Here is a 21791-nt window from a genome sequence, read left to right on the forward strand (position 1 = left end):
GCGGCAGGTCCGCCGCCTGACACAAACGTCTCATTCATCCGGAGACTGTTATGCCAACTTTCCTTGCCCGGCGCCTGTTGCTGGCAATACCGACGCTGCTGATCATTTCTGTCTTCGTGTTTTCGCTGCAAAAGCTTCTGCCTGGTGATCCGGTGCTGATCATGGCGGGAGAAGATCGCGATCCCGCAGTGATGGAAATCCTGCGCGAGAAATATCACCTGAATGATCCGATGCCCGTGCAATATGCGATGTGGCTTGGCGCTGCGCTGAAGGGTGATCTCGGCATGTCGTTGCGGACCAACCAGCCGGTGCTGGAACTGATCGGCGAGAAATTGCCCGTCACCTGCCAACTGGCCATCATGTCGATGATCTTTGCTCTCGCCCTCGGCATTCCCTTAGGCATTCTGGCGGCGGTCAAGAAGAATACGCTGATCGATTATCTGGCAAGCGTGGTGGCGCTGTCTGGCCTTTCCATTCCGAATTTCTGGCTTGGCATCATGCTCATTCTGCTGGTTTCGGTCCGGCTCGGCTGGTTGCCGGCCTCCGGCTATCAACCGTTCTTTTCCGACCCATGGATGTCGATGAAAACCATGCTGATGCCGTCTTTCGTGCTGGGCAATGCCTTGGCAGCATCGATCATGCGCCATACACGCTCGGCCATGCTGGGGGTTCTCAGTTCGGATTATGTGCGCACCGCCCGCGCCAAGGGCATGCCCGAACGTTCGGTCATCCTGTCTCACAGTTTTCGCAATGCCGTTTTGCCGATCGTTACGCTGATCGCCTTGCTGTTTGGCGAATTGCTGGCCGGTGCGGTGCTGACGGAGCAGATTTTCACCATTCCCGGTTTTGGCAAGCTGATCGTCGATGCCGTTTTTAATCGTGACTATGCTGTGGTGCAGGGCGTTGTGCTTTGCACCGCCATCGGCTTCATCCTGATGAACCTGATGGCCGATTGTCTCTATCTTCTTCTCAATCCTCGCATGAGGGCCAGCCTATGACCGCCATGACCGAGGCCGCAACCGGCCTGTCCCACCCATCCGGCAGAGGCTGGCGAAAACTGAAAGCCAACAAGGCGGCGTTGGTTGGCCTGGCAATCATCCTGTTCTTTCTCACGGTAGCGCTGCTGGCACCGTTGCTGCCGATTGCCGATCCCTTAGCGTCGAGCTGGTCGGCCATTCGCAAGGCACCGTCGCTGGCCCATCCGTTCGGCACGGATGACCTGGGCCGGGATATCATGTCCCGGATGATCTGGGGGGCGAGGGCTTCGCTTGCGGCAGGGATTTTCTCCGTGGCGATTGCCACCATCCTCGGTGTTCCGCTTGGCATTCTCTCCGGTTATTTCGGCGGCTGGATCGATATGGTGATTTCCCGCATCACCGAGGCGTTCCTGGCAATGCCGTTTCTGATCATGGCTATTGCCCTTGCCGCCTTTCTTGGGCCGAGCCTGACCAATGCGATGATCGCCATCGGCCTTTCGGCACTGCCAACCTTCATCCGGTTGAGCCGCGGTCAGGTTTTGGCGGTGAAAACGGAAGATTATGTGGAGGGCGCACGCTCCATCGGTCTTGGACATGTGGCAATCATGAGCCGTTACATCTTTCCCAATATCCTGGCGCCTGTTCTGGTCCAGGCAACGTTGACGGTCGCCACTGCGATCATCGCCGAAGCCAGCCTGTCTTTTCTGGGGCTTGGACAGCAGCCGCCAGCCCCAAGCTGGGGCTCGATGCTGAATGTCGCCAAGAATTTCCTCAGTCAGGCACCGTGGATGGCCATATGGCCGGGCGGTGCGATTTTTCTCGTCGTCATTGGGTTTAATCTCCTGGGGGATGGGCTGCGTGACGTTCTCGATCCGCGCTCTTCCTGAGGCAAACAGCCGAAACACACCTTCATTTCAATTCTGGGATATATGCTATGACTGACTTTACCACCCGGCCTGAAATTCTCGGCACGTTTGGCGTTGTTACCTCCACCCACTGGATTGCCTCCGCTGTCGGCATGGCCATTCTGGAAAAGGGCGGCAACGCCTTCGATGCTGCCGTGGCCACCGGTTTCGTGCTGCAAGTTGTCGAGCCGCATCTGTGCGGTCCGGGCGGCGATATGCCAGCCGTGATCTATTCCAAAAAGAAGGACAAGGTTGAGGTCATCTGCGCTCAAGGTACAGCACCGGCGGGCGCCACCATCGAGCACTACACGGCGGAAGGCCTGGATCTCATTCCCGGCGATGGCCTGCTGGCAACCGTTATCCCCGGCGCCTTTGACGGCTGGATGCTGATGCTGCGCGATTGCGGCACGATGAGCGTGCGCGACGTGCTGGAACCAGCCATTTATTACGCCGAAAAAGGCCATCCGGTTCTGGCCAGAGTTTCGGCCACCATCAAGGGACTTGGCAGTTTCTTCGAACAGCATTGGCCAACCTCGCACCAGACCTGGTTGCCGGGCGGCTTCGCCCCGGAGCCGAACAGCCTGTTCACCAATCCAGTTCTGGCCGAGACCTGGAAGCGGATCATTGCGGAAGCCGAGGCCAAATCCGGACGCGAGGCCCAGATCGAAGCAGCGCGCGACGCCTTTTACCGTGGTTTCGTCGCCGAACAAATCGATCGCTATGTCCAATCCACGGAGGTAATGGATGCGAGCGGGGCATGCCACAAAGGCGTACTGACGGCTGACGATATGGCCCATTGGTCTGCGACCATAGAGGAGCCGCAAACCTTTGACTATCATGGCTGGACGGTGGCCAAGACCGGACCATGGGGGCAGGGGCCGGTGCTGTTGCAGGCCCTTTCTCTTCTCAAGGGCTTCGATATTGCGGCCATGGCCTCGGATGGCCCGGATTTCGTTCACACCGTCACGGAGGCCATGAAGCTGGCCTATGCCGACCGGGAGATCTATTATGGCGATCCGGCTTTCGCCACAGTGCCGATGCAGCATTTGCTGAGCGAGGCCTATGCCAAGGAGCGTCGCGCCTTGATCGGCGAGACGGCGTCTTTCGATCTGGTGCCGGGCCGGGTTGCGGGCTTTGAGGATCAATATACCCGCACCATGGAGATGTTGGGTGCTACGTCGAAAACCGGGGCGGTGTTTGAGCCGACCATGGCGCATTTGAGCGAAAAGCGCGGTGATACCGTGCATATCGATGTGATCGACCGCGACGGCAATATGGTCTCCGTCACGCCATCCGGCGGCTGGCTGCAATCCTCGCCGATTGTGCCGGGACTGGGCTTCTGCCTCAATTCCCGGGCGCAGATGTTCTGGCTCAAACCCGGCTTGCCCACCTCGTTGCAACCGGGCAAGCGCCCACGCACCACCTTGACGCCATCCATCGCGCTGTATGAGGGCCGTCCCACCCTGTCGTTTGGTACGCCGGGCGGGGACCAACAGGATCAATGGCAGCTGTCGTTTTTCCTGCGCTATGTTCACCATGGCTTCAATCTTCAGGCGGCTATCGACCAACCGCTCTTCCACACCTCGCATTTCCCCGGCTCGTTTTATCCACGCACCCGTGAGCCGGGCAGCCTGATGGTGGAGAAGAATTTCCCCGAGGCGACGATTACTGAGTTGGCCAGACGCGGCCATGCCCTGACCGTTGCCGAACCATGGTCTATCGGACGGTTGACCGCAGCGCGGCGCGATGCCGATGGACTGTTGCGAGCCGCAGCCACGCCCAGATTGATGCAGGCTTATGCTGTCGGACGATAGGGTTTGCCTTGGGAAAGGTGAAATCCGCTTTCCCGAAAAGACAAACTCGAGTCTATAGCCCGTCGACAATGAGGACCCGCCATGAGCGCGCAAACACCTGCACCGATCTTGTCCGTAGAAGGGCTAAACACCGCTTTTCTGGTGGATGGACGCTGGAAAACCGTGGTCCGCGATGTGTCGTTCGATGTGATGGCGGGCGAGACGCTCGCCATTGTCGGCGAGAGCGGTTCGGGCAAAAGCGTGACGTCGCTATCGATCATGCGGTTGCTGGCTGACCAGACCAGCCGGACGACCGGCAGGATCATGCTGGAGGGCCGCGATCTGATGGCTCTATCCCGAAAGGCCATGCGCAACGTACGCGGCAGGGACATGGCGATGATCTTTCAGGAGCCGATGACCAGCCTCAATCCGATTTTCACCATCGGCCGGCAGATTTCCGAGGCCTTGATTGCCCATGGCGGTCTGTCCAAAGGCGAGGCGCGGGCGCAGACCATCCAGTTGCTGGACAAGGTTCGCATTCCCAATGCCGGGGCGCGGTTTGATGATTATCCGCATCAATTCTCGGGCGGAATGCGCCAGCGGGTGATGATCGCCATGGCGCTGGCGCTGAAACCGAAAATCCTGATCGCCGACGAGCCGACCACGGCCCTTGACGTGACGATCCAGGGCCAGATCCTTGATCTCATCAAGCAATTGCAGGCGGAAGAGGGCATGTCGGTGCTGTTCATCACCCATGACATGGGCGTTGTGGCCGAAATTGCTGACCGCACCATGGTGATGTTTCGCGGCGATGTGGTGGAAACCGGCACGACGGGCGATGTGTTTCACAAGGGCCGCCATCCCTATACCCGCGCCCTGCTCTCTGCGGTTCCGCGCCTGGGGGAAATGGGCGATGCCGCCTGGCCACGGCGCTTTCCGGTCGTGGATATGGTGACCGGTGAACGGGTGGAGCCCACGGTTGTCGCCGATACTGTTGAGCGGGGCCTGACGCCAGTTCTCCAGGTGCGCGATCTGGTCACCCGGTTCGACATCAAGGGTGGGCTGTTTGGCAGAAAAACCGGCGTGATCCATGCCGTGGAGGATGTCTCCTTCGATCTTTTCCAGGGCGAAACATTAGCGCTGGTGGGAGAATCCGGCTGCGGAAAATCGACCACCGGACGCTCCGTCATGCGGCTGATCGATCCGCTCAGCGGCTCGGTTCAGCTGGATGGCTATGATGTCCTCTCCCTGCGGGGTCCCGATATCAACCGGATGCGCCGTTCCATCCAGATGATTTTTCAAGACCCTTTCGCCAGCCTCAATCCGCGCATGACCGTCGGTGCTTCGGTGGCCGAGCCGATCACCACCCACCGGCTGGCCACGCACCGGCAGGCGCGGGACAAAGCCGCCGACCTGATGGAGCGCGTGGGCTTGAGCTCCGATATGGCCAACCGTTATCCGCATGAATTTTCCGGTGGCCAGCGCCAGCGTATTGCCATTGCCCGGGCGCTGGCGTTGGACCCGAAAGTCATCGTCGCCGATGAAAGCGTGTCTGCCCTCGACGTTTCCATCAAGGCGCAGGTCTGCAATCTGCTGATGGATCTGCAAGCCAGCCTGAAAATCGCTTTTCTATTCATTTCCCACGACATGGCGGTGGTGGAGCGGGTCAGCCACCGGGTCGCGGTAATGTATCTGGGCGAAATTGTCGAGATTGGACCGAGAGCTGCTGTCTTCTCCAACCCGCAACATGCCTATACCCGAAAACTGATGAAAGCCGTGCCGGTACCCGATCCTTCCCGCCGAAACATCCGGCGCGATCTGGACAGCGAAGAGCTGAAAAGCCCGGTGCGCCCGCTCGGCTATCAACCACCCAAAAGACGCTATGAACAGGTGTCACCGGGCCACATGGTCATGCGGGATGACGCGAGGGTAGGATAGGATTTCGGACAAATCCGCTGCACTAGTTTATCAGGGAAAAGTGGAAACCGGTTTTCCCGAAAAGACAAACGAAAACAAAAGAATCTAGAGTCAGTCTGGTTCAGACTGAACCTGACTGACTCTAACTTCAGAGGATCACATGCGGCACAAAGCGCGAGAGATTGGCGGTGATGCGGGATCGGTCCTCGCGGATGCCAAGGGCGCAGGCACGATCACCGACAATCCAGCTACCAAGTACTGCAAAGCCCGCCTCGCTCTTAAACAGCGGCGCATAGGCTTGCACGATAAATCCTTCCTCGCCGTAACCGCCTGGAGACGTGATTGAGGCCTTGCCGTTCTGGAAAAGCGTGACGTTTTCGCCTTCGCGTGACAGAAGTGGCTTTCGCACGTAGTCGCCAAGGCTTGAGGCGGCAGGGTCGTCCGCAAAGAAGCTCGGCAACAGATTGGGGTGATTGGGGTGGCGCTGCCACAGCAAGGGTAGCAGCCCTTTGTTGGACAGGATTGATTTCCAGGCAGGTTCAACAAACACGTCGCCGGACCGCGCCAATTGCCGCGAAAACGGCTCACGCAGCATGAATTCCCAAGGGTAAAGCTTGAAACACTGGTCGATCACCCGGTCTTGCAGATCCGTGAATCTGCCTTCCGCGTCGATGCCAATATCGCCGATATCGAGAAGCTCGACACGGTGTCCCGCCTGGAGAGCGCAATCCATCAGATAGACCGTGGTGCCGCGATCTTCCTCATTATCGGTCATCGCCGCGAAATGGAACATCGGCTGTTTTGGAAACTGCTCGAAGGCTTCCACAAGGCTTTCCTGCAACAGGTTATACTGGTCGGCATCGGTGGGCAGCGCGCCAAGCGCCTGCTGGTCGGTGAGCCAGTTGAACTGGAAATAGGCTGTCTCGAAGACCGAGGTCGGCGTATCGGCGTTATATTCCAGCAGTTTGGCAGGACCTTCGCCATCATAGGCGAGATCGAAACGTCCATAGAGATGCCGGTCCTGGCGTTGCCAGGATCTGCGTACCACGTCGCGAAGATCGTCTGGAATGGCCAGCCGGTCGAGTATCTCCTCACTGCCGACGATATCGCCGATCAGGTCCATGCACATATCGTGCAACTCCTGGCTTGGCGCCTCTATGAAGGCCTCGATCTCTTCCAGGGAGAACACATAGGCGGCATCGTCCACCCAATAGGGCTCGCCATACATTTCATGAAAACCAAAGCCGACGGCGCGTGCCTTGTCGCGCCAATCTGTACGTTCCGCAACGGTAATGCGCCTCATATCAGCCGCCGAAACTGAAAGAGGAGCGTCCCCCGAAGCCCTGGCGGCTCACCGTGCGGGTATTGACATTGGCGGGCTTGGAACTCGACGGAGCGAGGATCGTGTCGCGGCCTTTGTTTATGGTCACGGTCTGGCCGCTGCGGTTGCGATAAATCGGCGTGCCGCCTCCACCATAGCTGCCTGCGCCATAGCTGCGGCCCTGCGTTTCTTCCCGCCGGTATCGATTATAGTCACCAATATTGTTGATGGTCGAAGACAGTAGATAACCGGCCATGAAGGGCATGAAAAAGCTACCACTACCGCTAGTGCCATCGGTATTGGAGGCTGTCTGCTGCACGCATTGTTTTGCGCCATATTCAGCCTCGCAGGCGGCCATGCCATCAAAGCGCGGTGCGTTGGCCATATGGGCTTTAACGGCATCCTGGTAGGCCGTCTGACACACGTCCCGATCCATCCCCTGAGAGATGCATTGATCGACGGAGGTGAAGGTGCGCTCGGTGGGCGCATCCTCGCCGCAGCCCGATAGCAGCAGGCTGGAGGCGGCGATGGTGCCAAGGGCGAGGATTGGGGGCGTTCGCCCGCTTAAACGTCTGCGCATCCTGGCCTCCTCAATAGGTCATGCAGGCAGCATTGAGAATGCCGACGATCAGCGCGATGCCGCCGCCCCAAAGACCTGCGGCAATATCACCTGCGGTGATTTTCTCATGCAGATCCTTCATGGTGAAATTGGCGATGTAAAAGGCGAAAATCTGCACGAGAATGCCGACGAATGCCCAGAGAATATAATCGATAATGCTGACGGAATTGGCCGCCGCCGAGGCAAGCGGCAGGCTGAAGCCCATGAGCGCACCGAGAAATGCCGTGACCGCCGCCAGATTGCCCGCCCGGATCAATTCGACTTCCTTATGGGGTGTCAGGCGCGTGTAAATTGCTGCAAAAACCCCATAAGCCGCGATGCCAATGAAAAAATAGCCCAGAAAGGCCGGAAGTCCCGCCATGTAATTCAGCATTCATATGCCCCTTGGTAAAGATTTTGGTCAGACGCGACGGACATCGGCGGCACCGATACCGTAGCCAATGAGAAATTCGACAGAGCGGCCCGCCTGCGCCTGGGAGGGATCGAGATCCTGCTCCACATTGATCAGCAGCATTTCCTGGGTGTTTCCAAGGGGCCGATAATACAGCATGCAGGATTGATGGATCGAACGCCTGGTTTCACCATCCTCGATATCTTCGACGAATTGCACGGTCTCGGCGCGTTCCGGCCCCTCGCCCCAGAAGCGGTTAAACAGGATGCCGTCGGCGTCGTAGGACGGCGCACCAATCATGCCTGATGGTCCTGTCCAGCGGCTCCACTCGCTCTGGCTCACAGGTACGACGCTATCCCAGGGGCGGTAGAAGCTGATATCGTCTATGCCATCGCCCGGCATGCCGGATGGGGACATGACCTGGATCATATGGTGGTTCTCATCGTAATAGCGCGACAGGACCGATGCTGCATCGAGCCGGACTTCCCCATAGGCGGCAATGATGAAAGCGCCGCTTTGAGGCAGCGGCATCGCCGGTTGCGCCCCCAGCGCATCGGCCTCCAGCGACAGGAAATCAAGATCGAGCGCGCCACCGATGACGGCCCCCAGGGGGCCGAGTTCCTTTTGCATTGGCTTTTCGGTCTTGCGTCCGCTGAACCAGCCCAACATCAAGCATCTCCTATAAGGCACAATCGATAGCTGCGGTGAATATGGCATCAAGATTGAAAAGAGCAACCTTGACCATCATTCTATCGTCGTGGAAAACCGGCAAGATAGCGACCGCTCCTTGAAAACGACGAGAGGAAAAAACCGGCAAGGGCACAGACGTCATCACTTGAGCCCTGTCTTTACGGCGTTTTCCACGCAAACTATTTAGCATAACAGGCTTTTAACTGCCTGCCGGAATACCCAGATAACGATCAGAATTTCAACCGATGGAGGAATGTTTGGAACCCTGGACTTTGACAGGTTTGACCCGTCTGTTTGCAGCCGATCCCGAGGCGCTGGGCGATGTCGATGTGACCGTGCCTGAAAGCGGCGACGTGATCTGCGTAACGCTGAAGGAAAAGGGTGACATGGACGTTTTCGTCGCGGTCAGCGGCGAGCGTGATATCCTCGCCAGCATTGTTTTGGTGCCGTGCAATGACGTGCCGAACCGCGCGGATTTTGAGCGCATGGTGCTGAAGACCCATAAATTCGTGCCGCTCTCCAGCTTCGGCATTACCACCATCGACGGTGAGGAATGGTATGAGCTGTTCGGGTCGCTCTCAACCCGCTCACGGGCCGAAACGGTCGTTGAGGAAGTGGCTATTCTGGCTGCCAATGCGGTGGATGCAGCCGTGATGATCGAGGAATGGAAGAACGGGGAGATGGCGGCATGAGCACCTGGGCAAAGATTTTCACCGCCATTCGCGGCGGCGTCAACGAGGTGGCAGAGGCTGCTGCCGATAGTCAGTCCATGCGTATTCTGGATCAGGAGCTTCGGGACGCCGAGCAGTCCTTGCGCCGGGCGCGTTCGGATCTGGCTGGGATCATGGCATCCAACAAAAGCGTCATGCGCCGGCTGGAAGAGGCCCGCGCCAAGGAGCTGAAGGATAGCGACAGTGCCCGCGCCGCCGTCAATGCTGGCCGTATGGACCTTGCCCAGGGTTTGGCACAGCGCATTGCCAATATCCGCGGTGAGATCCAGCGCGACGAAGAGGAATTGAACCGCCTGCTGCCGCGTCAGCAACAGATGCTGCGGACAATCCAGGACACCGAGGCGCGCATTACCCAGATGAAGCGCGAAGTGGAAAATGTGAAGGCAAACGAATCGCTGCTGCGGGCGCAATCGGCCATTTCACATAGCCAGTCTGGCATTAACACCCGTCTCGGCAGTGCGGTGGAAAGCCTTGAGCGGATCAAGAAACGCCAGGAAATCACCGCAGGCCGGATCGAGGCCGGTGCGGAATTGGCGGCGCTGGAAAATGGCAGTGATCTTGATCGTCAGCTGCGGGAAGCAGGCATCGGTGGCTCCAGCCAATCGGCCGACGATGTGCTGAAGCAGTTGATGGCCCCCAGCGGTTCCGGCGCCCAGGTTCTGCTGCCTGCGCCTGCTGAGAAGATTGAACGCTAAGAAAAGGGACGCCCGGTTTTCCGGACACGCGAACCTGAGCCGACATAGTCCAAAACAAATCGGGTGGAACGCTGATGCATTCCACCCGATTCTGGCCACCCGGTTTTCGTATCAAATGATGCCGGGCACGACGAAGACAAGCCAGGCGATGACCGGTCCGATCAGCGCGATAAGGGCGCTGTAGATCAGCATCTGGCGCATGACCTTATCGCGTTGCTCATCTGGCGCATTGGCAACCACCAGGGCCCCATTGGTGGAAAATGGGCTGGTATCGACAATGGTCGTAGAGATCGCAATCGCCGCAACCACGCCGACAGCGCTGATATGCCCTTGCAGCAGGAAGGGAACGGCAAGCGGAATAATTGCCCCAAGCAAAGCTGTCGATGAAGCGAAGGCCGAGACGATGGCGCCGGTAAAGCAGAGCAGCAGGGCTACGAGGAGCGGCATGCCGAGGCTGGATATGCCATGGGCCACGTAATCGATCGTACCGGCTTTTTCCATCACGCCGACATAGGTGATTATGCCGGAGATCAGCAGCACGGTCGACCAGCTTACCTTGTCGATGGCTGCCTTTTGCGTTGTGGGCGAAAGCAGAGCCAGCAGAACCGCAACAGTGATCGCCACCAGGCCAACATTGAACTTGAAAACCAGAGCCCCGACGCCAAGCGCGGTAAGACCGATGAGGGTCGTGACCTTCTCGGTCGTCAGCCGGACCTTTGCCTGCGTGTCTGCGGCTGTGCCATAGGCATGGTCGCGGAACGGCTTGGCAGGCGTGCCGCCATGGCCTTTTATCGAGGCCGAGATGCCTTCAGGATGAAGCTCGGGCAGGGGGCCTTTGACAGCGGATCGCTGTTTCAGGATGGAAAGGCCACCAAAAACGAAGAAGACCAGAACCGCAATCGCCAGGTTGAAGAAGAAGCTGGAGAGAAACAGCGAGGTCGGCGCGAATGGAAGTCCTGCCTTGGCAACGATCTGGTTGGTAATGCCGCCATAGATGCTGATCGGCGAGAACCCGCCAGCCTGTGCGCCGTGAATGACCATCAGGCCCATCAATACCGGATGGATCCTATATTGAACCGCAAAGCTGAGTGCCACGGGCGCGAGGATGGCCACCGCAGCAGGCCCTAGGGCGCCGAAGCCGGTGATGATCGCTGCAACGAGGAACATCACCCAGGGTATCAACCCGACACGCCCGCGAACCATCCGGACAGACCTCTCCACAAGCCAGTCGATGGTTCCGTTAATCTGAGCGATAGCAAAGAGATAGGTGACGGCCACCAGTGTGAGGAACAGGTCGGCGGGAAAGCCTGCAAAAATGTCGGCGGGCTTCATGCCGATAATCAGCGAGCCCAGGACGAAGGTGCAGCCAAAGGCCAGGACCCCCATATTGATCGGCTGGATCGTCGCGATAATGAAGATCGCAACCAGCAGCCCTATAGATAGGATTTCGATGCTCATAAGTCCCCTCCCTGCGGCGTGATGAGCGCCAGCAGCATGTGCGTTTTCGGATTGAATATGTCCGCACGCGCCCCTCCCAAATGACGCGGCGTAATCCGGGAGCTTGATGATTGCTCCCGGGCTTAATCAGGCTGCGGCGTAAAGATCGGCATATTGCTGGCGCAGAACATTCTTCTGGACCTTGCCCATCGTGTTGCGCGGCAGGTCTTCCAGGAAAATAATGCGCTTGGGCTGCTTGTAGCGGGCAAGCCGATCCTGAAGCGCATTGAGAATTGCCTTCTCATCCAGCGAGACGCCCGGCTTGCAGATAACGATGGCGGTCACGCCCTCGCCAAAATCCGGGTGCGGTACGCCAATAACAGCACTTTCGACCACGCCTTCAAGCTGGTCGATCTCGCTTTCGACCTCTTTGGGATAGATATTGTATCCGCCTGAAATCACCAGGTCCTTGCCGCGTCCAACGATATGAACATAGCCGTTCTCATCGATCTTGCCGAGATCGCCGCTGATGAAAAAGCCGTCCGCGGTGAATTCCGCAGCGGTCTTTTCAGGCATCCGCCAATACCCCTTGAAAACGTTCGGTCCTTTGATTTCGATGGACCCTGTTTCTCCTGTCGGGAGAATGGCACCGCTGGCGGGATCGGTGATGCGCACGGTCACGCCCGGCAGCGGCAGGCCGACTGTGCCTGGAACCCGGTCTCCGTCATAGGGATTGGACGTGTTCATGTTGGTTTCGGTCATGCCATAGCGCTCAAGGATCGCTTTGCCGGTGCGTTTGCCAAACTCGACATGGGTCTCGGCCAGCAGTGGCGCCGAACCGGAGATGAAAAGGCGTATATTGGCCGTGATCTCCCGGTCCAGTTTCTGGCTTTGCAGGAGGCGTACGTAAAAGGTCGGAACGCCCATGAGAAGCGTGGCATTCGGCATCAATGACAGCACTTCGTCAGGATCGAATTTTGGCAAGAGGATCATCGACGCGCCCGACAGCAGGGTCACATTGGTGGCGACGAACAGCCCGTGCGTATGGAAAATCGGCAGGGCGTGGATCAGCCGGTCATCGCTTGTGACGCGCCAGAAACCGCGCAGGGTCAAGGCATTCGACAGGAGATTGTCATGGGTCAGCATCGCGCCTTTGGAGCGACCGGTCGTTCCCGACGTATAAAGGATGGCGGCGAGATCGTCGGGCGCGCGGGCGACATTGGCGAAATCGGCCGGTTCGATGCGGGCAAGATCGATCAGCGAGCCTGAGCCGTCGGCATTCAGCGTTTCGACGCGCGCTCCATAGGGGGCAGCCACTTTCCTGATGGGTTCCAGCGCGGAGGAGGAGACAACCACCAGCTTCGGTTCGGCATCGCCAATGAAATAGTCCAGTTCGGCAAGCGTATAGGCCGTGTTCAGCGGCAGATAGACCGCCCCGGCGCGAAGGCAGGCCAGGTACAGGATCAGCGCCTCCGGGCTTTTTTCGATCTGCACGGCAATCCGGTCACCGGGCTGAATGCCGAGCTTGGCGATAGCGCCAGCAATCTGTCCGGAAAGCGCAATCGCATCGGCATACGTCCAGATCCTTCCGCCATTGGTCAGAATGAACGGTGAATCAGGCCGTGCTGCGGCTTTGATAGCATCAAAAAGATGGTTGCTCATATTACTCTACTCCTCCGATCATGGTGATCGCCGTCTGTGCCGCGGACCGTAAATCCGTCCTGGCTCCAGGCAGCGTGCGGGTCTCTGTCCAGTTTGTTTAAGAACCGGACAGGCTCTCCGCCTTTTTGATATCCTTGGTTTTTTCGGGAAGACCCAGCTCGATTTTTCCCTGCAAGGCTTTGACGGCTGGCGACGCTGCCACTTCTCCGCGCTGTGCCAGGGCCTCGTGATTGGTCTCGATGTCCTCCAGCTTGTAGAGATAGTTGACCATCAGCCCATGCGCCTGGCGCATTGCCTTCACTGAGCGGTCGCCCAGAAAGTTAAGCCGCTCCAGCCTGGCGCCATTGCCAAGGTGGAAGCGGGCAACCGGATCGACCGGGCGGTTGTCCGGCGTTCTCTCAGTGATGAAATATCGTGCCGCGAGCGGCAGCAGCACGCGCTCTACGGCATCCGCCCTTGCCTTATCCTCAGGCCATGTCGGATCATCCAGCAAGGCCAGCGTGTTGCGGTCCTCTTGCGACAGCGGGAAACCGGATTTCGGATCCCTGATCTTCGAAATCCAGCGGGCAAAACCCGGAACTGGCGAGAGTGTGACGAATTCCTTGAGGCCGGGAAGATCCCGCCGCAGGTCTTCCACCACCTGCTTGATGAGAAAATTTCCGAAGGAAATGCCGCGAAGGCCGTCCTGGCAGTTGGAAATCGAATAGAAGACCGCAGTCGTTGCGGTATCGGCGCCAATATGATCCCGGCTTTCATCCAGCACATCGGCGATGGTGCTCGGTATCGAACGGGTCAGCGCCACTTCTACGAAAACGAGCGGGTCATCGCGCAGGCGCGGATGGAAAAAGGCGAAGCAGCGCCGGTCTGCCGGCGCGAGCCTTCGGCGCAGTTCTTCCCAGCCGGCAATCTCATGCACGGCCTCGTATTTGATGATCTTTTCCAGAATATGCGCCGGTGTCGTCCAGTCGATGGGTTGCAGCGTCAGGAAGCCACGGTTGAACCAGGAACTGAAAAGATGGGCGAAATCGGTATCGACGGCACCAAGATCGGCGCGATCCTCCTTGGTCTCCAGCAGGCGTTCGCGCATGCGGACAAGCTTTTGCGTGCCGTTGGGCGCAAGGTTGAGGCGGCGCAAAAGTTCCTGCCGACGCGGTTCGGCTGCATTGTGCAGCGCGATGACGGCCATGGGGCTTTTGTCGGTCCGATAGGCGTCTATCGCCTTGTCGAGCGCTGCGGCTTCCGCGCCGAAACGGTCAGACAGCATGTGCAGAAACTGGACAGCCTCTGCGGCATTGAAACGGCTCCAGCGATCCAGAATTTCCGCCGCGATTGCCATGCCCGACGCTTCGCCGCGACTTGAAAGCAGCATTTCACACAGGGTTTCGATGTCGGTATCGACCACCCTGTCGCGTGCTTTCGATCCCGAAAACAGCAGCGCGCGCCCGCGTTCCGTGACGCCCGAAAGCAGGTCACTGAGAAAAGAGGTTCCGGCCATCCAAAATTCCTCCGATCATCAGGACGGCGCCCCCCGCGCTGTCCTTTTATTATCATTGTCTATTCAATATCCACCGCAATATGGTATGTAAGCTGGCCCACAATGTGCACGGTGTCAACAGTCTTGTATACAAGAATGGGAAAATTGCATTATGAAGGCCGGATGCATGTCTGAAAACGCGGGGCGTTGGCTGCGGGACGAAATTGAAAATGCGATTTTGTCTCATGAATTCGCACCCGGTCTCCGCTTGGATGAGACCTTGCTGGCCAACCGGTTCGGTGTGTCACGCACACCCGTGCGCGAAGCGCTGATGCAGCTGAACGCCATTGGCCTTATCGAGATCCGTCCGCGTCGTGGGGCCGTCGTTATCGATCCGGGGCCGCACCGTATCTATCAAATGTTCGAGGTCATGGCCGAGTTGGAAGGTCTGGCCGGTTCACTTGCTGCCCGTCGGCTGGATGAGCAGTCCAAGGAAGCGATCCTTGATGCCCATAAGCGGTGCGAAATCTCCGCGTGTGCTGGCGACAGCGATAGCTATTATTATGACAACGAAGCCTTTCACAAGGCGATCTATGCGGCAAGCCGGAGTGAATTTCTGGAGGAGCAGTGCAACCAGCTGCATCGTCGCCTGCGACCTTACCGGCGGCTGCAATTGCGGGTGCGCAACCGCTTGTCGACGTCATTTGCCGAACATGGGGCGATTGTTGAGGCGCTTTTCCGAGGCGATGTCGAGGAGACAAGACGGCTGCTTGGAATGCATGTGGCCGTTCAGGGTGAAAGGTTCAGCGACCTCGTTGCCAATATGGCTGCACGGTGATTAGAGTATTATAATTGCGTTTTGGTCTCTTACAGTCTGTTCAAGAATTGCTGTTGGCCTGGCGAAAATGGTGATTTCGAGAACCGGCGCGGAGCGTACTTAATGTACGTGAGTACAAGCATTCCAGGAAAAGTGCGAAGCGGTTTTCCGTTTGGAAATGCGAATGAAGCAGGCAAGCGCAGAAATTGCCATTTGCAGACGGCCAGCGGCGATTCTTGGATAGACTGTTAGGCAGACTGTAAGCGCTGATGTCGAAGCATAATGCGAAATCCATGACCTCACCACCCGATGCGCCGATTGCGCGAAGCGATCTGATCGCGCGCATCGTCCATGACATCCGCCCCGTCATCGTTGTGACTGCGCCCGCAGGCTTCGGCAAGACCTGGCTTTTCCAGGCCTTGATCGCGACACTGGGGTCTGATGCCGCCCAGTGGACGGTGTATGATTGCTCAACCGTCTCTCCTGACCTTTCGCGGCTTGAGCTAGGACATCGCTATGCCATTGCCCTGCGCCCCGGCGAGAGCTTGCCCGGACTGGAGCGGCTGCGCCTTTATGGTCAGGTGCTGGATCTTGATGGTGAGGATCTTCTTCTGTCTCAGGACGGATTGAGCCACCGTGATTGGGACAGATGTGCCGGCTGGCCGGTTCTGTTGTCACCGGGGGTGGATTGTCAGGATACCCATGCTGGGCAAAATCGGCTTTCGAGTTTTCTGGCCGATGACTGTCTGGTGGGCCTTGATGATGCTGATATGTCGGCGCTGCTGGTCTGTGGACAGGACTGGCCGTCCTGGCTTGCCATGCGTCTGCCACCGCTTGCCCATCCCGCCACCGCGGCCTGCCAAAGGATCAACAGCGCTTTGCCCGGCGCGCTGGAGCAAGAAATGCTCCGACGTCTCGCCGATCCGTTTCGGGCTGCTGATCCGTCTGGCGTTCTGGCGCAGGCTTTACGCCGCAACCCGCGAAATCTGGAGACGGTGATCCTGCGGTTGCTGGCGTGCAATCAGGGCAAGGACGCGCTGGCACTGTTTTGCAAGGCAGGCGGCTGGTTTCTCTATTATCGGCTGGGCCATGAGGCGTTCTTGCGTGTGGTGACAGGTCTTGAGGCGGGCTGTGACGATCTGCCGGAAGAGCTGGCCATCAGTCGCGCCTTCCTGATGATCAAAGCCGGTGATGTGGCATGGGCAATGCAATTTCTGGTCCAGCGCTTCGGCGTGGAAATGCGCAATGTCTTGGCTGTTTTCGCAGGCGATAGTGTGCTTTCCCTGCGTGTCAGGCTGTTTCGTATCACGGTCCTGATTTACGAGGATGTTGCGCCGACCGACAGATTGCTGGAAGCGCTGTTTGAGATTGGCGGCGAGTTACCGCTGGACGAGCCGGAGCAGCGCGGATCATTTTACAACGCCATGCTGGAATTTTTCCTTCGGCTCCGGCGCTACGAAGAGGCAAATGGCATGGCCGAAAAGGCCATGAAGGCCTATCGGCAGGCGGATTGTCCCATTCTGTGCTTTTATATAGCGCTGCATCAATCGGTGCTCAGCCTTTTGACCTCCGATTTCAACCGCATGGGCCAGTCTCTGCGGCTTGCCGAGGATATGCTGGCAAAAACAGGCTTTGACAGTCCCGGAGATCGTCGCTTTCTTGATCTGCTGACGGCTTGCATGGCCTATGAAAACGGCGAACCAGCGGTGCTGCTTGGCTTTTTGCAAGAAGATATGGCCGCAATGATTGCGGGCGAGTTGTGGCCAAGTCTGGCGGATGTCGCCATTTACTACGGCAGCCATGCTTTGAGCGTCCACATGTCCACCCGCGTCGCTCTTCGTTTTCTGGATGGCTGGAGCGTTTACCAGCCGATGAACCGGCAGTTTCGCCTCTCATTGGATGTGCGCAAGGCGCAGATCCTGCAAAGCGGCAATTGCTGGGGCGATGCGACTCGGCTTCTTGCGCCGTTGCGGGCCGGGTTTGATCGGGTGTGGATTGAAAGCGCACAGGAGGCGCTTGCCCGATTGGCGGGTCGAGACGAGATTACGCTGGCCTTGAGCTGGCTGCGGCAAATCTCCTACGAGCGCCCGGGTTTTCCCCATCTCGACCGCAAGCTTGAGGTGATGTTGACCAACCCGCATCTGCTGGTCCGGCAGGAAATTGCGGTTTCCCTCTGGCTGGCCTTCGTCTTGCGGCAAACGCAGCAAAATTCCAAAGCCCGCACTCTGCTGCGGCAGGTGTTTGAACGCTGCGCAAGCCATGGCGGACTGACGGCCCTTTCAGAGGAATGGCTGTTTCTCGATCACTTGCTGCAAGACAGACGGATAGTCGAATTCGTGATGGCGGCCACCCCGGCGCGGGCTATCCTGCGGCGGCTGGACAAGGGGCGTCACAGTAGTCTTGCGGCGGCCCGAACCCGGTTGACCCAGCAGGAATTGAAAATCCTGACCATGCTGGCGGAAGGTGCCTCCAACAAGCTGATTGCCCGCAATAGCGGCATTTCAGAGCCGACGGTGAAATTTCATCTGAAGAATGTCTATCGCAAACTTGGCTGCTCCCGTCGTCACGATGCGATTGCAGCGGCAAAGGCGCTGGGGTGGGTGCGCTAATCGCTGCTCACTGAAATACTTTAGCTCTTTGTCTTGCGTGCCGCCCGCAAAGCGGGTTCCGGTCACAGCTGGAACGCTTTAAAACCTATCCTTATTTTGTAAAAACCTATCCTTCGCCCGCATTGCTCTTGCCAGTCCTTCCGCGCCACCATGGCGCAAAGAGGGAATGGTGGGATGATTTTGCATGTTGTCGAACAGATCGTGAGACGGGTGTTTTCCGTTGTCATGGTGCTGTTCGTGCTGTCTTTGATGATTTTTGCGCTGGCCCGTGTGGTGCCCGGTGATCCGGTCCGCATGGCGCTGGGGCCGTCGGCATCGCAAGAGCAGGTCACGGCGCTGGCTCGCGAAATGGGTCTCGATCAGCCGGTGATCGTGCAATATGGCCGCTATATCGCCAACGCCCTGCAAGGCGATCTTGGTCAATCGCTGTCGTCGCATCGCCCCGTCATTCATGATGTCGTTGAATTTCTCCCCGCCACGCTGGAGCTTGTGGTGGTCACCGTCATTCTTGATCTGCTGATTGCCATTCCGCTAGGCGTCATTACGGCACGCCATCGCAACACCTGGATCGACAATCTCGGACGGCTGTTTTCCATGGTGGGTGTTACCGTTCCGTCCTTTCTGTTTGCCATCGGCCTGCAATTGTTTGCGGCGAATTTTCTACCGGGTTGGCCTTTGCTGGGGCAGGTGAATTTCGATCTTCATGCCCCCGCCGGGCCAACTGGCTTTCTGCTGGTGGATAGCCTGATCCATGGTCGTGCCGATGTGTTTGTGGATGCCCTGCAACATCTGATCTTTCCGGCATTGGCGCTGGCTATGGCTGGCATTGGCCAGATCACCCGCATCATGCGCTCGGCAATGATTGAAAACCAGCGCAAGGACCATGTGTTGACGTTGCTGAGTTTTGGTGTGCCGGATCGTGTCGTGACCTTTCGCTACCTGCTCAAGCTGTCGTCTGTAGCGCCTCTGACCATCATGGGGCTGGAATTTGCCTCGCTGATTGGCAATGCCTTTGTGGTGGAAATGGTGTTTGGCTGGGGCGGGTTTGCCTCCTACGGTCTCAACGCCATCCTGCAAAAAGACCTCAACGCTCTGATGGCGGTGGTGCTGATTTCCGGCCTTTTCTTCATTCTCGCCAATCTCGTCATCGATCTGGTTGTCAGCCTGATTGATCCGCGTCTGCGTTTTCGGGGAGGCCAATGATGAGCCCCAATTCTATGATGAACAAGCGCGATCTCTCAGCCGGTTACATGAGCTGGTATCGCTTTTCTCGCAATCCTGCCGCTTTGATCGGCGCGTTGATTGTGCTCTCCGTCGTGGTTATGGCGATCCTTGCGCCGCTGATCACGCCCTTTCCCAGCCATATCGGCTCCATTGTCGATTTTCGCCATCGGCACAATCCGCCGAACCTCATCAACTGGTTTGGCACCGATAAGGTGGGCCGCGATCTGTTTACCCGCACCATTTTCGGCTTTCGCGTCTCGCTGCTGCTGGTGTTTGGCGTGTTGGGGATTTCGGTGCCTGTTGGTGCGGTTCTGGGCCTCTGCGCTGGCTATTTCGGCGGCTGGACCGAGCGGTTGATCACCGGCTTTACCAATATCATGCTGGCCATTCCGCCGCTGGTGATGGCGCTGGCGATTGGCAATGTGCTGGAGCCAAACCTGATCAATGCCATGATTGCGATTACGCTTTTATGGTGGACCTGGCATGCGCGGCTTGTCTACCGCGTCACGGTCTCCATTGCCGGAGAGGATTTTATCGAGGCGGCGCGTTTGGCCGGGGCTGGTCCCATCCATATCCTGTTTCGGGAAATCCTGCCCAATTGCATCGCGGTGATCTCGGTCAAGACCACGCTGGATGCCGCCTTTGTCATTCTGTTTGGCGCAACCTTGTCCTTCCTCGGTTTTGGGGTGAAGCCACCAACACCAGACCTCGGCTCCATGGTGGCCGATGGGCGTCAGTTTTTGCCGGAAAAATGGTGGGAAGTGCTGGCTCCGGGTGGTGCGATTTTCTACGCCACTCTCGGCTTTAACCTGCTGGGCGATGGTCTACGCGACATGTTCGATGTGGAGGCGTGACCATGGCTGATCCTTTGCTGAGCGTGCAGGATTTGACCGTTGCCTTCTCCGGCTATGGCGGGGTAAATCGGGTGTTGCACGATATCTCTTTCACCATCGATGCTGGAGAACGGGTCGCGCTGATTGGCGAAACCGGATCAGGCAAATCCGTCACGTCAAAGGCCATTCTCGGCACTTTGCCGGGTAATGCCAAGGTCGAGGCGGGCGCCATTGCCTATCGCGGACGGCAATTGCTGACGCTGCCATCGGCTGAGCGCAACAAGCTCAAAGGCACAGCTTTTTCCATCATCATGCAGGATCCGCTGTCCTCCTTCAATCCGGTGTTTCGCATTGGTCGGCATCTGGAAGATGTGATGCATTATGCCGATAGCAATCAGGGCATTTATGACACGCCGAAGGGGCGTAAGCAGCGGATTTTCGAAGTGTTGCGCAAGGTGCAACTGGGCGATGTTGAACGGGTGTTCAACGCCTGGCCGTTCGAGCTGTCGGGCGGCATGCGCCAAAGGGTGCTGATTGCGCTGGCGCTTTTGCACCAACCCGATCTGTTGATTGCCGACGAGCCGGGCACGGCGCTGGATGTGACCACGCAGGATGAGATTCTGCGGCTGATTAACCGTCTTGTGACAAACGAGGGCCTGTCGCTACTGATGATCACCCACAATCTCGGCGTGGTGCGCCAGACGGCAGACCGGGTGATTGTCATGCAGCATGGCCGCGTTGTCGAACACGGATCATTGTCATCCGTATTTCAGGCGCCACAACAGGCCTATACCCGCGAGTTGATGGCGGCGGTGCCGCCGCTCTATGGCGAAGGCGTGGTTGATCAGCCGGTCAGTGATAGGGCCCCGATCATCACTTTGAGCAATGTGCGCAAACTCTATGCCAAGCGGGTGCTGTTTGGCGCAAAGCGCGGCCATCTGGCCGTTAACAACATCAATCTTCAGGTCAATGCGGGCGAAATTTTTGGCCTTGCCGGAGAAAGCGGCTCTGGCAAAACCACGCTGGCGCGGATGATGATGGACCTGTTGCAGCCCAGCGATGGCGAGATTGTCGTGAGCGGAACGCCCAGAGATGGTGCGTTGCGCCTCAGCCAGATTGTCTACCAAAATCCTGGCACGTCGCTGAACCCCAAGCGCACGGTGGCGCAGATTTTGGCCGTTCCCTTGGCCCATGTGGGTCTGGATAAGGAGCAACGTAAATCACGAATGGCCGAGCTTCTCGACCTTGTGCGCCTGCCCGCCAATTTCGTCTCAAAATACCCGCATGAGCTATCTGGCGGGCAAAAGCAGCGCGTTGCCATTGCCCGCGCCTTGGCGGCCAATCCGCAGATCATCATTCTGGATGAGCCGACATCGGCACTTGATGTGTCGGTGCAGAAAACCGTGATTGAGCTGCTGTTGGACCTGCGGGCAAAGCTTGGCCTGACCTATGTGATTATTTCCCATGATCTGTCTTTGATGCGCAATTTCTGCTCGCGCATCGTCATCATGTACAAGGGCGAAATCGTTGAACAGGGCACGCCTGCCGAGGTGTTCTCAACCGCCCGCCACCCTTACACCCGCGCCCTCATTGCCGCCATTCCGGTTCTAACCGATGCGCAAGAGGCGTTGAAACCCACCATTAGTGAAGAGGAACGAGGCCGCTTTCTGGTGCAAAGCACCGGACTGTGAACTCG

Annotated in this window: 18 protein-coding genes; 11 read left to right on the forward strand and 7 right to left on the reverse strand. The window is 58.0% G+C overall.

The features are described from left to right. The first annotated feature begins 50 nt into the window (after positions 1 to 50). From V6582_RS24340 to V6582_RS24355, 4 genes are all read left to right on the forward strand, one after another. Positions 51 to 998, forward strand: coding sequence for an ABC transporter permease (locus V6582_RS24340; protein ID WP_156630329.1), 948 nt, complete (start codon positions 51 to 53; stop codon positions 996 to 998). After that, positions 995 to 1864: an ABC transporter permease gene (locus tag V6582_RS24345; protein WP_156630328.1), complete on the forward strand. Its 870-nt coding sequence runs from the start codon at positions 995 to 997 to the stop codon at positions 1862 to 1864. The genes V6582_RS24340 and V6582_RS24345 overlap by 4 nt, the downstream gene beginning before the upstream one ends. Positions 1865 to 1911: 47 nt before the next feature. Then, complete coding sequence (locus tag V6582_RS24350; protein ID WP_156630327.1) at positions 1912 to 3696, forward strand: gamma-glutamyltransferase family protein; 1785 nt, start codon at positions 1912 to 1914, stop codon at positions 3694 to 3696. 81 nt (positions 3697 to 3777) lie between these two features. Next, positions 3778 to 5613: an ABC transporter ATP-binding protein gene (locus V6582_RS24355; protein ID WP_156630326.1), complete on the forward strand. Its 1836-nt coding sequence runs from the start codon at positions 3778 to 3780 to the stop codon at positions 5611 to 5613. Between the two features lie 127 nt (positions 5614 to 5740). Here the strand turns inward: V6582_RS24355 and V6582_RS24360 are convergent, their stop codons facing one another. Genes V6582_RS24360 through V6582_RS24375 form a run of 4 tightly spaced genes read right to left on the reverse strand, consistent with a single transcriptional unit; the run spans position 5741 to position 8592 of the window. Further along, the gene (locus V6582_RS24360; RefSeq protein WP_156630325.1) at positions 5741 to 6895 is read right to left on the reverse strand and encodes a glutathionylspermidine synthase family protein; all 1155 of its coding nucleotides are present in this window, start codon (positions 6893 to 6895) and stop codon (positions 5741 to 5743) included. A gap of 1 nt (position 6896) precedes the next feature. Then, on the reverse strand, positions 6897 to 7493 hold the full coding sequence (locus V6582_RS24365; protein WP_156630324.1) for a DUF1190 domain-containing protein: 597 nt from the start codon (positions 7491 to 7493) through the stop codon (positions 6897 to 6899). Between the two features lie 10 nt (positions 7494 to 7503). After that, positions 7504 to 7905 (reverse strand): DUF350 domain-containing protein, encoded by a 402-nt coding sequence (locus V6582_RS24370; RefSeq protein ID WP_156630323.1) that lies wholly within the window; start codon positions 7903 to 7905, stop codon positions 7504 to 7506. Positions 7906 to 7932: 27 nt separating this feature from the next. After that, positions 7933 to 8592 (reverse strand): YjfK family protein, encoded by a 660-nt coding sequence (locus V6582_RS24375; protein WP_156630322.1) that lies wholly within the window; start codon positions 8590 to 8592, stop codon positions 7933 to 7935. A gap of 266 nt (positions 8593 to 8858) precedes the next feature. Between V6582_RS24375 and V6582_RS24380 the strand changes: the two genes are divergently transcribed. Together V6582_RS24380 and V6582_RS24385 are read left to right on the forward strand one after the other, a co-directional pair. Beyond that, a complete protein-coding gene (locus V6582_RS24380; RefSeq protein ID WP_156630321.1) occupies positions 8859 to 9305 on the forward strand; it encodes a YjfI family protein in 447 nt (148 codons plus the stop codon). Beyond that, positions 9302 to 10039 carry a PspA/IM30 family protein gene (locus V6582_RS24385; RefSeq protein ID WP_070147760.1) on the forward strand — a complete coding sequence of 246 codons (738 nt, stop codon included), beginning with the start codon at positions 9302 to 9304 and terminating at the stop codon, positions 10037 to 10039. Before V6582_RS24380 ends, V6582_RS24385 begins: the two co-directional genes overlap by 4 nt. Before the next feature lie 111 nt (positions 10040 to 10150). Here the strand turns inward: V6582_RS24385 and V6582_RS24390 are convergent, their stop codons facing one another. The 3 genes from V6582_RS24390 to V6582_RS24400 all read right to left on the reverse strand — a co-directional run bounded on the left by V6582_RS24390 (position 10151) and on the right by V6582_RS24400 (position 14633). Continuing rightward, positions 10151 to 11497: an SLC13 family permease gene (locus V6582_RS24390; RefSeq protein WP_156630320.1), complete on the reverse strand. Its 1347-nt coding sequence runs from the start codon at positions 11495 to 11497 to the stop codon at positions 10151 to 10153. Positions 11498 to 11623: 126 nt separating this feature from the next. Then, entirely contained in the window at positions 11624 to 13138 is a 1515-nt protein-coding gene (locus V6582_RS24395) for a malonate--CoA ligase (RefSeq protein ID WP_156630319.1), read from the reverse strand. A 97-nt stretch (positions 13139 to 13235) separates the two neighbouring features. Further along, positions 13236 to 14633 (reverse strand): malonyl-CoA decarboxylase, encoded by a 1398-nt coding sequence (locus V6582_RS24400; RefSeq protein ID WP_156630318.1) that lies wholly within the window; start codon positions 14631 to 14633, stop codon positions 13236 to 13238. A 166-nt stretch (positions 14634 to 14799) separates the two neighbouring features. On the opposite strand from V6582_RS24400, the gene V6582_RS24405 reads away from it, so the two are divergent. The 5 genes from V6582_RS24405 (at position 14800) to nikE (ending at position 21786) form a co-directional block, all read left to right on the forward strand. Then, on the forward strand, positions 14800 to 15450 hold the full coding sequence (locus tag V6582_RS24405) for a GntR family transcriptional regulator (RefSeq protein ID WP_156630317.1): 651 nt from the start codon (positions 14800 to 14802) through the stop codon (positions 15448 to 15450). Between the two features lie 272 nt (positions 15451 to 15722). After that, positions 15723 to 18038 carry a helix-turn-helix transcriptional regulator gene (locus V6582_RS24410; RefSeq protein WP_197434267.1) on the forward strand — a complete coding sequence of 772 codons (2316 nt, stop codon included), beginning with the start codon at positions 15723 to 15725 and terminating at the stop codon, positions 18036 to 18038. A gap of 174 nt (positions 18039 to 18212) precedes the next feature. Then, entirely contained in the window at positions 18213 to 19241 is a 1029-nt protein-coding gene (locus V6582_RS24415) for an ABC transporter permease (RefSeq protein ID WP_156630315.1), read from the forward strand. Then, positions 19241 to 20116: an ABC transporter permease gene (locus V6582_RS24420; protein ID WP_156630314.1), complete on the forward strand. Its 876-nt coding sequence runs from the start codon at positions 19241 to 19243 to the stop codon at positions 20114 to 20116. The genes V6582_RS24415 and V6582_RS24420 overlap by 1 nt, the downstream gene beginning before the upstream one ends. Before the next feature lie 2 nt (positions 20117 to 20118). Continuing rightward, positions 20119 to 21786, forward strand: a complete 1668-nt coding sequence (gene nikE / locus V6582_RS24425; protein WP_156630313.1) for a nickel ABC transporter ATP-binding protein NikE — start codon at positions 20119 to 20121, stop codon at positions 21784 to 21786. The last annotated feature ends 5 nt before the right edge of the window (positions 21787 to 21791 follow it).

The sequence above is a fragment of the Agrobacterium vitis genome, from assembly GCF_037039395.1.
Classification (GTDB): domain Bacteria; phylum Pseudomonadota; class Alphaproteobacteria; order Rhizobiales; family Rhizobiaceae; genus Allorhizobium; species Allorhizobium vitis_E.

Bases quoted from the DNA above. Each gene is read 5' to 3' on its own strand.
- V6582_RS24340 (WP_156630329.1), top strand. From the start codon at position 51: ATGCCAACTTTCCTTGCCCGGCGCCTGTTGCTGGCAATACCGACGCTG.
- V6582_RS24345 (WP_156630328.1), top strand. From the start codon at position 995: ATGACCGCCATGACCGAGGCCGCAACCGGCCTGTCCCACCCATCCGGC.
- V6582_RS24350 (WP_156630327.1), top strand. From the start codon at position 1,912: ATGACTGACTTTACCACCCGGCCTGAAATTCTCGGCACGTTTGGCGTT.
- V6582_RS24355 (WP_156630326.1), top strand. From the start codon at position 3,778: ATGAGCGCGCAAACACCTGCACCGATCTTGTCCGTAGAAGGGCTAAAC.
- V6582_RS24360 (WP_156630325.1), bottom strand. From the start codon at position 6,895: ATGAGGCGCATTACCGTTGCGGAACGTACAGATTGGCGCGACAAGGCA.
- V6582_RS24365 (WP_156630324.1), bottom strand. From the start codon at position 7,493: ATGCGCAGACGTTTAAGCGGGCGAACGCCCCCAATCCTCGCCCTTGGC.
- V6582_RS24370 (WP_156630323.1), bottom strand. From the start codon at position 7,905: ATGCTGAATTACATGGCGGGACTTCCGGCCTTTCTGGGCTATTTTTTC.
- V6582_RS24375 (WP_156630322.1), bottom strand. From the start codon at position 8,592: ATGTTGGGCTGGTTCAGCGGACGCAAGACCGAAAAGCCAATGCAAAAG.
- V6582_RS24380 (WP_156630321.1), top strand. From the start codon at position 8,859: ATGGAGGAATGTTTGGAACCCTGGACTTTGACAGGTTTGACCCGTCTG.
- V6582_RS24385 (WP_070147760.1), top strand. From the start codon at position 9,302: ATGAGCACCTGGGCAAAGATTTTCACCGCCATTCGCGGCGGCGTCAAC.
- V6582_RS24390 (WP_156630320.1), bottom strand. From the start codon at position 11,497: ATGAGCATCGAAATCCTATCTATAGGGCTGCTGGTTGCGATCTTCATT.
- V6582_RS24395 (WP_156630319.1), bottom strand. From the start codon at position 13,138: ATGAGCAACCATCTTTTTGATGCTATCAAAGCCGCAGCACGGCCTGAT.
- V6582_RS24400 (WP_156630318.1), bottom strand. From the start codon at position 14,633: ATGGCCGGAACCTCTTTTCTCAGTGACCTGCTTTCGGGCGTCACGGAA.
- V6582_RS24405 (WP_156630317.1), top strand. From the start codon at position 14,800: ATGTCTGAAAACGCGGGGCGTTGGCTGCGGGACGAAATTGAAAATGCG.
- V6582_RS24410 (WP_197434267.1), top strand. From the start codon at position 15,723: ATGACCTCACCACCCGATGCGCCGATTGCGCGAAGCGATCTGATCGCG.
- V6582_RS24415 (WP_156630315.1), top strand. From the start codon at position 18,213: ATGATTTTGCATGTTGTCGAACAGATCGTGAGACGGGTGTTTTCCGTT.
- V6582_RS24420 (WP_156630314.1), top strand. From the start codon at position 19,241: ATGAGCCCCAATTCTATGATGAACAAGCGCGATCTCTCAGCCGGTTAC.
- nikE (WP_156630313.1), top strand. From the start codon at position 20,119: ATGGCTGATCCTTTGCTGAGCGTGCAGGATTTGACCGTTGCCTTCTCC.